10 protein-coding genes are annotated in these 13,101 nt (G+C 58.0%); 2 read left to right on the top strand and 8 right to left on the bottom strand.

The annotated features are described in order from the left end of the window. Positions 1–272: 272 nt before the first annotated feature. Positions 273–1,088, bottom strand: coding sequence for a hypothetical protein (locus tag HKL97_RS03550; protein WP_291422724.1), 816 nt, complete (start codon positions 1,086–1,088; stop codon positions 273–275). Between the two features lie 250 nt (positions 1,089–1,338). Further along, the gene (locus tag HKL97_RS03545; RefSeq protein ID WP_291422723.1) at positions 1,339–2,001 is read right to left on the bottom strand and encodes an SOS response-associated peptidase; all 663 of its coding nucleotides are present in this window, start codon (positions 1,999–2,001) and stop codon (positions 1,339–1,341) included. Between the two features lie 114 nt (positions 2,002–2,115). Here HKL97_RS03545 and HKL97_RS03540 point away from each other — a divergent pair, with 114 nt between their 5' ends. Next, positions 2,116–2,490: a LexA family transcriptional regulator gene (locus tag HKL97_RS03540; protein WP_291422722.1), complete on the top strand. Its 375-nt coding sequence runs from the start codon at positions 2,116–2,118 to the stop codon at positions 2,488–2,490. 3 nt (positions 2,491–2,493) lie between these two features. Further along, positions 2,494–3,750 (top strand): Y-family DNA polymerase, encoded by a 1,257-nt coding sequence (locus HKL97_RS03535; RefSeq protein ID WP_291422721.1) that lies wholly within the window; start codon positions 2,494–2,496, stop codon positions 3,748–3,750. Positions 3,751–3,878: 128 nt separating this feature from the next. On the opposite strand, the gene HKL97_RS03530 is transcribed toward HKL97_RS03535, so the two are convergent. From HKL97_RS03530 to HKL97_RS03505, 6 genes are all read right to left on the bottom strand, one after another. After that, positions 3,879–5,255 carry a site-specific integrase gene (locus HKL97_RS03530; RefSeq protein WP_291422720.1) on the bottom strand — a complete coding sequence of 459 codons (1,377 nt, stop codon included), beginning with the start codon at positions 5,253–5,255 and terminating at the stop codon, positions 3,879–3,881. A 317-nt stretch (positions 5,256–5,572) separates the two neighbouring features. Then, positions 5,573–6,772: a GIY-YIG nuclease family protein gene (locus HKL97_RS03525; RefSeq protein WP_291422719.1), complete on the bottom strand. Its 1,200-nt coding sequence runs from the start codon at positions 6,770–6,772 to the stop codon at positions 5,573–5,575. After that, complete coding sequence (locus HKL97_RS03520; RefSeq protein WP_291422718.1) at positions 6,765–8,813, bottom strand: DEAD/DEAH box helicase; 2,049 nt, start codon at positions 8,811–8,813, stop codon at positions 6,765–6,767. The genes HKL97_RS03525 and HKL97_RS03520 overlap by 8 nt, the downstream gene beginning before the upstream one ends. Before the next feature lie 126 nt (positions 8,814–8,939). Further along, positions 8,940–9,272, bottom strand: a complete 333-nt coding sequence (locus HKL97_RS03515) for a type II toxin-antitoxin system HicB family antitoxin (RefSeq protein ID WP_291422717.1) — start codon at positions 9,270–9,272, stop codon at positions 8,940–8,942. Beyond that, on the bottom strand, positions 9,269–9,523 hold the full coding sequence (locus HKL97_RS03510) for a type II toxin-antitoxin system HicA family toxin (protein WP_291422716.1): 255 nt from the start codon (positions 9,521–9,523) through the stop codon (positions 9,269–9,271). The genes HKL97_RS03515 and HKL97_RS03510 overlap by 4 nt, the downstream gene beginning before the upstream one ends. Before the next feature lie 36 nt (positions 9,524–9,559). Then, positions 9,560–12,385: a DNA methyltransferase gene (locus tag HKL97_RS03505; protein WP_291422715.1), complete on the bottom strand. Its 2,826-nt coding sequence runs from the start codon at positions 12,383–12,385 to the stop codon at positions 9,560–9,562. Positions 12,386–13,101 lie beyond the last annotated feature (716 nt).

The following is a 13,101-nucleotide window of genomic DNA, read 5'->3' as shown; positions in this document are numbered from 1 at the left end:
CCCCCACAACCGCCACCGCGGCAGATGCATTGATATCCATGGCACTTCTCCATGACAGGCCCCGGAAGCCTCTCCTCCGGACTAAAACCTGCCATGAGCCGTACGACTCAACTCTCACTCTCAGGCCTAACATCGAGGCCAGACATCACCACGGTTACAGGCAGCTTTGCGCCTCATGATGGCCGTTCCGGCCTAGTTTCAGTCTGCCCGAAAGCAGACACGCGACGAGAAGGGCGGGCAACGCTCGCTGAACTAACGCAACAGAGCCAGCTTTAATCCTTCACCCAGAGAGAATATTCTTTGAGATCAGGAATTAAGTCACCAGCCATTTCAAAATTTGGCTTACTGATTTTTGGAGCATTTTTACCGTATTCTGCGGCCATTTTTTCCCCGTCCTCTTTAAGCACATTGGCGAGCATAACGCTAAATGCGATGCAACTATCGTTGTGAAATTCTATGGCTTCCATCAATTTGGGGTATCGGTCATCAACACGGCCAGTAGCGTAGGGAGTACCAAAATAAAGGCTTGCTTTCCTCGCATCATCGTTGTCAGGCATGTTTTTAACTTCGTCGATCCAAGCGTTGCGTTGTTTCGCAGCGTCGGCAAAACCCTCGATAGACTGCGTCAGAGGAGTTAGAAGAAGCAAAGCCCTGCCGCTCGGGTTAATCCGATCTAAAAGAGTTTTTTGCAGTTCCGCAATGGGGGAATATGGGGGCAGAATCGTCTGGAGTATGAGTTTAAGGGGAAAAGGAGTGCCGGCGGGGATTACTGATGCATTCACACGCATGTAATGGGCTTCGCGATCAGTGCATTGCTGTTTGTAGTCGACAACGAGTTCTTTGGTGTGCTGCTTTTTGGTCGCAATGTAGGTGTTGGCGATATTGAAGGCAAAACTCAGTGCCGCATTTACACCTCTTATTTCGTGCAAAATTTCTTTCCGTCGTGCCGTCCGTTCGGCAAGAAGCTGGGCACCCCAGGTGCCAGCGAAAGCAGCAATAGCGGTGCTGAAAATAGCAATGGAAAGCGGCGAAGAAAGAACCGCATTCGTAATTCCGAGCAACTGGTCAAAGATATATTGATCACTCATGTGAGAAGTTTGCCGCGAATATTTGAGCAGAGATAGTACCACTCGTCAGCGACCGCACACATGGGCAAAAGCAAGTATGGGATGGGTAAGACCGCTACCCATCGCTTTCGTACCGCGCCAGATTGATGGGTTGCACTGCGCTGACCCAACCTACGAATCTTTGGCCACTTTGCCAATGACCGCTTTTTGAACCGGACGCCCGAAACCTGCCTGTCAGCTCCCGGCCCGAACACGCCAAATTCAGACATAACTATTTTCCGTCCAGAAGACGGGCATCATTATTCGCCGGGCTGTTCACCCGGCGGCTAACGGGCCAGGCTTTGAGAACTTCATCGCCTGCGGGCCGCAACAACGCCCCTGGCTCCCCTTCTTCATCACCCAGCCACAGCGGCCAGCTCTCCGCCTCCACGATCACCGGCATTCGGTCATGGATCGGCCGGGCGATTTCGTTGGCGCTTGTGGTGATCAGGGTAAAGCTGCGCAGCCTGGCACGACCCTCACCCTGCCAGACATCCCACAGCCCGGCCAACATCATCGGCGCGCCATCTTGGCGGCCAAAGGCGTAGGGCTGCTTGCCGTCCGGCGCTGCCTGCCACTCGTAATAGGCATCCGCCGGCACCAGGCAGCGGTTATGGGCAAAAGCTGCTCGGAACATCGGTGATGTCGCCACCGTCTCAGCGCGCGCATTGATCGGCTTGCGCTCGGTATTCGGGTTATCTGCCCAGTGCGGCACAAAACCCCAAGCGAGCAGGTCGAGATGCCGTTCTCCCGTCTTGGGGTGACGCCGCACCGCCATGGCCTGCTGGCTGGGCGCAATATTCCAACTCGGCGCAACGTTTGGCACCGGGTTCACCGCCTTGACCATCCGGGCGATTGCCTCTGGTGGCGTGGTACTGACAAAACGCCCGCACATACGCGGAGTCTACCGCGCCCTGCCCGGTTTATAAACATTGAGTCTTTTCAGCTTGCTGGTAGTGCACGTTCTCTATATGTTCCCACCTCTGCATTGGGCAAACGGAGCTGGGTCATGAACTACAACGGGGGCAATACCACCGGCTTTGCCTCCCCTGCCGGAGACAACCTCGAAGGCCGGATCGACCTCGCCGCCATGCTCGACCTCTCGCGCCCTAGCCGTTACCCGGTGCGGGTTGCGGGTGACGCCCTGGCCTCACGCGGCATTTTCGCGGGCGATATTTTAATCGCCGATGCCGCCTCGCCCCCAGCCCACGGCAAGGTCGCGGTGGTGATGCTCAACGGCGCGGTGCTGGTCGGCCAGCTTGCCTATCGCCAGCAGCAATGGTGGCTGGCCTCCGGCCACCCCGACACCGCCCCTATCGCCGTCACGGGTGACGACGCCGAGATCTGGGCCGTGGTCACCGGCCTCATCCGCACGCAAGTCTAAGCCATGTCGGTATTCGCCTTAATCGACGGCAACAGCTTTTACTGCTCCGCCGAACGCGCTTTTGCGCCCGAACTGCGCGGCTTGCCCCTGGTGGTGCTGAGCAATAATGACGGCTGCGCCATCGCCCGCACGGCCGAGGCCAAGGCGCTCGGCATTAAAATGGGCGAGCCCTGGCACCTCGCTTTGCGCCGACCCGCGTGCAAGCAAGTCGAATGGCGCTCCAGCAACTACCCGCTCTACGGCGATATGAGCCGGCGCATGTACGAGGTCCTGGCCGCCCGCGTGCCGCAGGTGGAGCCCTACAGCATCGATGAGATGTTCCTCGACCTCACCGGCCTGCCTGATCTGGAAAATTTCTGCCGCCGCCTGCGCGATGATGTCCGACGCCTCACCAAAATCCCCACCTGTGTCGGCATCGGCCCCACCAAAACCATCGCCAAACTCGCCAACCGCATCGCCAAGGATGAATTTGCCCTCCGGGGCGTTTGCGATTTGCGCGCCCCAGCAACACGCGCCACCTGCTACGCGCAATCACCGCTCCGCATGGTCTGGGGCATCGGCGGCAAAACCGCCGAAAAACTCAACAAATTAGGCATCACCAGCATCGCCGATTTCGTGAGGCTGGCGCCCGAACAGGTGCGCGAGCTGCTCACCGCCACCGGGGCGCGCGTACAGGCCGAATTGCGCGGCCAAAGCTGCATTCCGCTCACGCTTATGCCACCACCGCGCCAGGCCATCGCCGTCACCCGCTCCTTCGGCCGGCTGGTTACCTCCTGGGGCGAGTTGCGCGAGGCCGTGGCTGCCTTCGCCACCCGTGCTGCCGAGAAGCTGCGGGCTGACGGGCTGCAAGCCGGTCATCTCTCGGTATTTGCCCACACCAACCCACATAATGGCGATGACTGGTACAGCGCCAGCCGCGCGGCTCAGATCGAACCAACCGCCGACACATTGGCCCTGATCACCGAGGCAGTGCGTCTGCTACGTGCCATCTGGCGGCCGAATTTCCGGTATTTCAAAGCGGGCATTATGCTGGGCGATTTTGCGCCCGCACGGCAGCAAAGCGGGCTTTTCAGCACCCGAGATGCGGTCAAATCCGCCCGGGCCATGGCCGCGCTGGATGCCGTCAACGCCCGTTTCGGGAGCGGTACGCTGCGCCCGGCAGCAACCGGCATGATCAAAACCTGGGCCGGCCGCCAGGCACGGCACTCACCACGCTACACCACTCGCGCCGAGGAGATGCTGATCGCCAAGGCGTTTTGAGGGGATGATAATGTGATTCAGCGGGGCCAAGCCCCGAGTTGCGCACCCGCAAGGGGTGCGCTTCTGGGCGATCCGCCAAGCGGATCGCTGCCTGGTCGTCCCTGCGGCCTCCCAAAACTGGTGTCGCATTACCCGGTATTTTCGGCGGTCAGCGCTCCCGGCGCCAAATCCGCATCCATAGCCAGCGCCGTGCCAGCCGCCTTCGCCAGTTGCCCGGACTTGCCGCCACCCTTTCCGTTACCATTGCCGCCAGCTCCGGCTTTAGCCATCCTCTCCGCCGCCTTTGCGGCTTTCGGGCGCATCACGTTGATGGCGGCAGCATCGAGTGTATTCTTAATGTGCGCGGCATAATGTTTCTCGATCATCTCGACCGAGGTGCGGCAGTTTTTGGCGATCTGATAAATATCTGCCCCCTCCATCAGCCGCAGGCAGATGTATGTGTGCCGCAAACTGTAAGCCGTACGCGGCTTGCCATCCCGGTCGGCCTTCAGCTTGGCTTTGGCCAATATCCTGTTGAACAATTTTAACTGCCCGCCTTGCGGGAACACCTTGTCAGTCGGCTCCGGCAATTCCACCGGCAGCGGCGCCTTCGGGTTCTTCAAGCTCCGGCTGCGTTTTTGCTTACCCCGCGTCGGCTTCGGCCGGTTCAACAACCGCTCATACGGCCGCACCGCACCCGGCGTGCTTTTACAGAACCCAACCCCGCGCTTGCCGCGCACCTCGATCTCCAGAATCGTCTGCCCCGTGGCATGGTCGGTCACGATCGACACATCACGGTGCTGGAGATTTCCGGCCTCATCAGGCCGCAGCCCGGTATTGCCCATGAACAAAATATAGTCGTGCATCTGCTCGGCATTCCACCGATATTGCGGCTGCGGCGGATTGCGCGCCCAGTCACGCGACGCCGTATAAAGCTGCTTATATTCCTCCGGGCTGAACCAGGGCCGGTGCACGATTTTGCCCTGGGTCTTATACGGCGGCGACAAATCCGGCAAATGCGTCAACCACCCATGGCGGATCGCCGCCTTCAACACCAGGCGCAGCGTCACCACCTCATCATGCAAGGTGCTCCGCGCCGGCGGTTTGGTTTTGGCCTTCGTCGCCGTCTCAATCCGGTGCACCCGGTAATCCTGCACGGTCCCGGGCGTCACCTCCGACAATCCCATCTTCCCAAAGAACGGCAGCAGATGCAGGCGCAGCCGAATCTGGTGCCCTTGCACCCATTTCGGGGAGCGCTCACCCTCGGTGATCACTTCATATTCTCGGGTAAATTTCTCCGCCGCGTCCTGTACGGTTTTTTCCGTCACCAACGTGCCGGCGGCTTCTTTCCCGCAGAGCCCCAGATACCAATCCTGCGCCACCTTGGTTGCGAGATTGACGTTTTCTTGTTTGGTGGTGGCCCGCCATTGCTTGGCCCCGACGGAGGCCGAGCATTGCCAGAACCGGCTATTGCCGCGCCGGTAGAGCTGCAGCTTGCCACCCAGCAGCGTCAGATGATTATCCATCGAACACCCTCAAACATAGGGGGCCGCGGGAACGGGATATTCAGATCAAGGCGCCCGGCACACAGCCTCGGTTGCACTGAGCAAAATCTTTACAACCGCGTAGGTTTTCAGGTTTTTACCGGCGGGTGACTATGTGTTAACACTGTGCTAGGCGGTTAAAACACCAAAAGCCACCTTGCGGTGGCTTTAAGCTGTTGTTTTGATTGTATTTTCTGGTTGCGGGGGCACGCCGCCAACTTGATTTGCTGCTTTCAGGATAAGACTGATACGAGCCCCAAAAACGGCATTATCAGCAAATTTCCTCGGCTGCATATGGCTTAATCCTTTGCCGCAACCAAGTGTGCGGTTCTAGGATCGTAGACCATATGCGCGATTGACCCATCACGGATACGTCCTACCGTCTCATCAATCACCTGTAGCGGGACAAGGAACCATTCCCTTGGCCTTACAGGATGGCCAAAGCGATCTTGAATGGTGAGATCAAGCTGGGCAGGGGCAAAAATCAGGTGAAATATCGTCTCCAGCTTGGTCCGGTTGATATCGGCCAGCTTGTATGTCGCGACTATTTCAACATCTGCCAGTAGGTAGGTCGCGTCATGCGCGGCGTTCGCGATGCGCGTCTCCACCCTGCCGCCCGTCACGCCGATCTTGTGGATGAGCTCACGATGCTCGGCGACAAATGGGTGTGAGGAATGGCTCCGCAACACATAAATAGTCCCGCTCGCAATATCGTCCGGTTCCCATTGGTCGCCAAATAGCGGCCCGAGCTTGGGATCGGTAATTCGCCGCCCGCCTTCGTCTTTATACAATGCGCGCTGGAACGACCTTAAAAGCAGATCGCTTTCCGTCCCGTTGTCATAGATAACCCGTAGCCGCCGGTCTGGCCGGCCGTATCCGGCGACAAACTCCTCGCCCACATCGGCCACATAGGCAAACTGGCCGCCCAGGATGAAAAACTCCCCTTTCTTGATCTCGGCGTTTTCGCCAAACCGCCTGGTCTCACGGGTGCCGGCCTCAAGATCGGCCCTTATATCGGCAAACAGCGGCTTAAAAATGCTGAAATCCGGGCAGACGGTCCGGTTGGCCACCACTTCAGCCGCGCGTTTATCCGCCACGGACCGGACGTGCTTCAGATTGGTGATGTCATTTGGTGCGGCCGCACCAACACCGAGCTCCGCCAAAAGCTCGTCATCGTCCAGCTCATCAGGCTCCACGGCCTTTTCATGCACCTGGCCCTTGAGTAGTCCCTGGTGGTCCAGCGGCTCCAAAATCTCACGGCACTCCGCCTGTTCACGAAGCCGATCAAGCCGCACGGCGTATAAACGTTCGAAAATATCCCGCTCTTCGCCATGTTGCGGCGTCCGGCCATGCTCCTGGAAGAAGCGCTGGATTTCCTCAAACCCGGCAATAATCCGCTCCTCACGCGGCGTTCGGCTACCATGGCGAGGGGCTTCAACCTCAACGCCAAGCTCCTCCAGAAGCGCATCATCCTCCTCGGTGAATATAGCCTTAGCCACGAGCTGCCTCCGCCTTCATGCGGGCCAAAAACGCCACCCCCTCGGCCATCCGCTTTTCCCAAGCATCCGACGAGGTGATTGACGGCAACCGTCCGCGTTCCTGCATGAATTTCCGCGCGCGATGCGCCAAGGTGCGGGCTTCCTCGGGCGTCAGGTTAACCCGTTTGCCGGCAATCGTCGCCGCCACTTGCTTCAGGCTCTCTTCATCCATGGTTTTCGCCAAAATGGCATAGGCTTCCCCAAACGGGTTGATCCGGTCAATCAGATCGATGTCCAACTCCTTCACATCCATGACAAACCGCCGCACACCGTCGACAAAAGCCGTATTCGGGCTTGCCTTCCCCTCTTCCTCATCAGTGGCCTTTTTCTTGCCCGCCTGGGTCAAATTCAAAGCCGCAATGGCGTGTTGCCGCACGGCTTCCTGGTCACCTTCATCAAGTTCCGGGTATCTATCCTTGATGATTTTGCCCATTCGCACTTGGGTCAGTTCTTCCGGCACCAGCTCTTCATCGAACAGGCCCCGCTCAACTGTCCGCTTATCCTGGACAAAAGTAGCGATAACCTCGTTCAAATCCTGCCGGCAAATGCGCGTTGCCTCGGGGCTTTTTGGCGCTGCCAAGCCGTTGATCTCAATCTCGAACTTGCCCGTCGCCTCGCTGAAGCCAACATTGCATTTTGCCGGATCATACCCTCCCTCGCCATAGTCAAACCCAGGCGTCGGTTCATTATTCGGGTTTTTGGGCTTGAACTCGAACCGGGGCGCCAGAACCTGCTCCATCAGCAAGCTGGCGGCGATGGCTTTCAGCGTATCGTTCACCGCCTCAATCACGGCGGCATCCGATGCATCGGGCGCTGCGATGAGGTTAGAAAACCGCGCGCGGGTCTTGCCCGGCGCATCCCGCGTGGCCCGGCCAATAATCTGCACAATCTCGGTCAGGCTGGCCCTGTATCCCACGGTCAGCGCATGTTCGCACCAAATCCAGTCAAACCCCTCTTTGGCCATCCCCAGCGCAATGATGATATCCACATGGTCCCGGTTGTTCTTCTGGCTGGCATCCTTCAGCGCGGCGGCAACCCGGTCGCGTTTGGTGATGTCGTCATCCACCAAATCCGCAATCCGCAGCACGCGGCCATCCGGCCTTTTTACCAGCTGAAACCCCGTTGCCGGGTCGCTCCCCTGCCATTCCCCCAGCGCCTCGATGATATGCTCAACCTCCCTGATCTTATCCTTCGTGCTTTCGCGCGAATTCACGTTCGGGATATGGATGATCGTCTTCTCCGCCGGGTCCAGCACCTTCAAAATATCGTCTGCATAGGCGCCGCTATAGAAAAAATACCCGATGTCGAGCTGCTTTAAATATTCGTACCCGTTGAGCTGCTGATAATAGGTATAGACCACCGTATCGAACTTGCCCTCATCCTCGGGCATCAGCACGGCCTCGGCATCACCCCGGAAATATGAGCCGGTCATCGCCACGATGTGCACTCTATCGCGGGCGATCAACGCGCCCAGATGGGCCCCAAGCTTATTATCCGGGTTGGCCGAAACATGGTGAAATTCATCCACCGCGATCAACCGGTTATCAAACGCCGCAATGCCGAACCTATCCACGGCAAACCGGAAGGTCGCATGGGTGCAAACCAGCACCTTGTCATCGCTCTCCAGAAAGGCGCCAAGCGCATTCACCTTCCCGCCATTATCACCCCCCGGCGCGTTGCACAGGTTCCACTTTGGCGCCACCACCCAATCCGCCCAGAAGCCATATTGGCTCAGCGGTTCATCCTGGAAGCTGGCGCCGATGGAGCGCTCCGGCACCACGATAATCGCCTGGCGCACCCCCTGATGATGCAGCTTATCCAGCGCAATGAACATCAGCGCCCGGCTCTTGCCCGAGGCCGGCGGGGACTTGATCAGCAGATATTGCTCGCCCCGCTTCTCATAGGCGAGCTCCTGCATCGGGCGCATTCCCAGTTCATTGGCCTTGGCCGAGTTTCCGCTCCGGGCATAGGTAACCGAGACGGTCGGGATGCCAACGCTCATGCCCAGCTCTCCCCAATCAAAACCCGATCAAGAATAAAAACGGCGCCGCGCATCGAATAACCTTTTGATATATGCTCAAACTTCATTTTACGCTCCAGCGCCTCACCCTGCGCGATCAAAACCCGATCAAGAACTCAGCTCATGCGTCAGCGCCTCGCGCACCAGCTCGTTCAGGCTCACCCCGCGCGCCGCCGCTACCTGCACGGCTTCGGCGTGCAGCTCACCCGGAATGCGCACATTGAACTTGCCGCTGAACGCGCGGTAAGGCTCGATGCCGCGCGCGCGGCACGTCTCCAGAAACACCCGCAGCGAGGCGCTGCCCTCGCGCCGCAACCCTTCCACGCTATCAGCGTAAAAATCCGCGCCGCCATTCAGCCCCACAAACTCCCCCCGGAACATGCCGATCTCCGGGTCAAACCCGATGACCGCCTTATGGCCATCAATCTCCAAAATATTCATGGTTTTACTCCATGGTTTTCCAGCCAGCGGCGAACCGCCGCCACGGCGCCCTTGTCAGTCTCCGGCGAGGGGTGCGGGCGGTGGAACACCTGCACCTCGCCAAACAGCACCACGGCCACGCGCGAGCCTTCCCGCTCCATAATCTCAGCACCCAGCCCGGCAAACAGGGCCTCGATCTCGGCCCAGCGGATGGTCCCCGAAACGGGGCGGCGGAAAATGGCCTCAAGCGTCTTGGCGTGCCGCTTTTGCATCAAAGCTTAGTACCACAAAATGGTATCACGTCAAGGTTAAACAAGCGCGTCCTCCTGGCCCGGCGTGGCCGCCTTGCCCGCGCGCGCCCCGCCCGGGGTTTTGGTTTTGGCGGCTTTGCCCTGTTTTTCGGTCATCTCGGTATAGAGCGCGAACAGTTTTTCCAGCCGTTCCGTGTCATTCCTGAACCGTCGGCCGATATAGATGCGCTCCAGCACCTCGTCATTGCGTTCATGCGCCGCGCGCAAATCAGCCGGCATATTATCCGGGTCATAGAGATCGGCGATGGTGGCCGGGAAATGCGCCTCGCGGGCGAGCAGAATATCCTCGGCGCAACGTGTGAGGTCGGCCTTGTTTTTTTCCGTGAGCGTGGGGACGGGAAATGTGTTCCACCCCAAGGTGTTAGAATAGCGATATCGGGTTTCCAGCTTGCCGCATACCGCAGCAATCCACACCAAATGAACGCGTGAAGCTATTAGAGCGAAGCTCCATAAAGGGCCATCATAAATCGCAAAGGCAAGGTTGCTCACTATGACCCGAGGTTGAAACATGTCTACGGGAAGATAAGGGCGCTTTTCGGACGAAACACCGCCTACCGCGATCGTACGCATACGACTTTCTCCGGCTAAATATACGAATCTATGCGGACGATCAGAAAATTCTTTGGTTGATTGGAGCGGACTTGAATTTCGCATTTCTGCAACCGCTTCCAAGCGGCGGCGGATATCTTCCATCTTTTGTGCTTTTGGTGCATTGGCGTCGCTTATCCACAGGCAATATCTTTCAATCCCTTTGATTAATTCGTCAGAACCAACGTATCTCCTCACCCATTCAGCGGTAGATGACTTAGCCTCGACTAAGTTTCGAGCCTCCTCCTGGCTAAGGATGAGGTTTCCTCCATCTCTGGGCATACTGCCCATCACCATTCGCGGGAGATCGCCAAGAGGTGTCGGTTGAGTAGCAACATAAACGGTGGGTGCAGGTACCAAATAAGGATTTATCCGATCTACAACCCGTATATTATCCCCCTCATATATTTTGATTTGTGTTTTTTCCGTTATGGATTTTGTTCCTATAATAACGACTGAAACACCCGCGTTGCTCTTCGCAAGGTTTGACCACTTAAACGGGCGATGCGCGAAGTATATCTCTCTCTCGTCTTTAAGAATGTGTGGCCACAGAACCGCAACTTGAAGCCCCTCGGCTACTGAGCTTGTACAAACGAATGCAAACCGGCATTTTTCGAATTTCGCATAATGTGCGCCTTTAAGAAGCCAGCCGGAAACGTAATCTAACGATTTCCATTTGGGAATTATGTCCCCAGCTAAATTTTTTAGATCTAATTTCTGCTGTTCTTCTTGACGACGGCTTCCGTAGTATGGAGGATTCCCACAAATATATGTTTCGCCGCCTTCGTTCTCGAAGTCGATCTGTGCTTGATCGGATGGCACACCGAAAAGATCATCCGCCTGCAATTTCACACCCGTTCCCGTTGGCGGGCAGACGCTCAACCAATCCAGCCGCAGCGCGTTGCCGCAAGTGATCCAGTTCATTGCATCCAGCGGCAAAAAATCCTGCAACGCCTCCTGCTGGCCGCGATAGAGCACATCGCACTGATATTCAGCGATGATCAGCGCCAGCCGCGCGATCTCGGCCGGAAAATCGCGCAGCTCGATGCCGCGAAAATTGGTCAGCGGAATGTCGCTGCGCCGCTCAGCCTCGCCCCGGCGCTGGTTGATGATCGCCTCAATCGCCCGCATCTCCTTATAGGCGATGACCAAAAAATTACCCGAGCCGCAGGCGGGGTCAAACACCCGGATTTTCGCCATGCGCTTGCGCAAATTGAGCAACATGCGCGGATTATCATCCGCCTCCGCCAGCTTTGCCCGCAAATCATCCAGAAACAGCGGGTTCAGCACCTTCAGGATGTTTGGCACGCTGGTATAGTGCATGCCGAGCGCGCCGCGCTCCTCATCATCCGCCACGGCCTGGATCATCGAGCCGAAAATATCCGGGTTGATCTTTTTCCAATCCAAACTGCCAATATGCAGCAGGTAAGACCGCGCGATGCGCGTAAAGCGCGGCGTTGCGGTACTGCCGGAAAACAAGCCGCCGTTTACATAGGGGAAAACATCCGCCCAACGCGGAATCCCGGCCCCGGCGCGCTCATCCGCCTTGGTGTTCATGGCGCCAAACAGCGCGCCAATCACCTCATTGGTGTTGGATGAGTCCTTGGCGCTCATCTGCTCGATCGTCGTGGTAAAAATACCCGCGCCGTTGAAAATGCCGGTGTCCTCGGCGAAGAAGCAGAAAATCAGCCGCGCCATGAAATGGTTCATCTCATGGCGGCGGGTGGCGGCGCCCCAATCGGGGTTGTCTTTCAGCAGCTCCACATAAAGCCGGTTGAGGCGGATGGTGGCGCGGATATCGAACGAGCTTTCGCGGATTTGGCGAACGGTGGTGATGCCGGCGAGCGGCAGGAAGAAGCCAAAATGGTTCGGGAAATCAGGGTAGTCGCAAACGACCGTCTCGCCCGAGGTTAAATCCTCCGCCTCGAACGCCTCTCCATCGGTCGCCAGCACAAATTTGGCCTTGGCCCGCGCCGTCGCCGGGCTGGCCCTCAGCGCCGCAAGGGTCTTGGCGACCTCGCCCGGGGCGGCGACGGCGATATGGATATTGTTGGTTTGCAGCACGCCGCCCCAAGGGCCGGCAAGGTCAGACTTGTTGGACTCGCCCTTGCGCAGGCGCTTGATCGTGGTCTCCTTGTTCCCGAACGCCTCCAGAAAGGCATACGGGAACTCAGCCGCATCAAACGGCTGCTCGGCCAGGGCAGTGACGGCCTGCTCAATTTCAACAGCGTTCATGCGGCACGCCTATACATCCAATCTTGCTTCAAGGGATTGCCTCGCAAGCCTATCTGGTTTGAGGCCAAAGCGCCATGCCAACAAGGGCGCGCGCCAGGTGGCATGGCCATGCCCAGACAAGCCCCAGGGAAGGGCCAGCGCACAGAGACGCGCCGAAAAATTCGAATTTTTGCAGGCCAAATAACTGGCGAAAGGCCCGAAAACCAGCGTTTACCATTCTGGTCAGTGCGCGTTGTCTTGGCTTGGTGCTGGCCAGTCCATGTGGTCGGCAGAGACAGCAGCGCATGGGTTGCACCGGATACTGTGGGGTTGGCGTCATCCATCCGAAGGGCACTGCGCAGGTTCGAGGCCCATGGACGCCCGGCGATAGGGTTAATCGTCGAGAAGCAGCGAACCATCCGGCCACGCCCCTCTTCGTGTCCGGCCCAAGGCGTACGGCACGGCTCCGGAAAAGGACCCCGATTCGCTAAGGTGAGTGGCCAACTTCGCCAAATGGCGGGGTTGGTCCTGCTTTGCCCTGGCCCCATCACTCACCAGAATAGGTTCCCTTGGTAATACTGACCTATCCAGCTACCATAACCTAAGATTCTAACCTAACGCGCGCGCGAAAAAATGTCCGGCAAAAATTCTTCACACGAGCCATTTCAGCAAATTGCAAACGCTTGGTTCGGCGATCCGGCCATCGGCCCGCGGCTAAAATCGGCCGTGGCTGAAAT

This window comes from Acidocella sp. (genome assembly GCF_013044125.1).
In the GTDB taxonomy this organism is placed as follows: domain Bacteria; phylum Pseudomonadota; class Alphaproteobacteria; order Acetobacterales; family Acetobacteraceae; genus Acidocella.
This window is presented reverse-complemented; position numbering and strand designations above follow the sequence as displayed.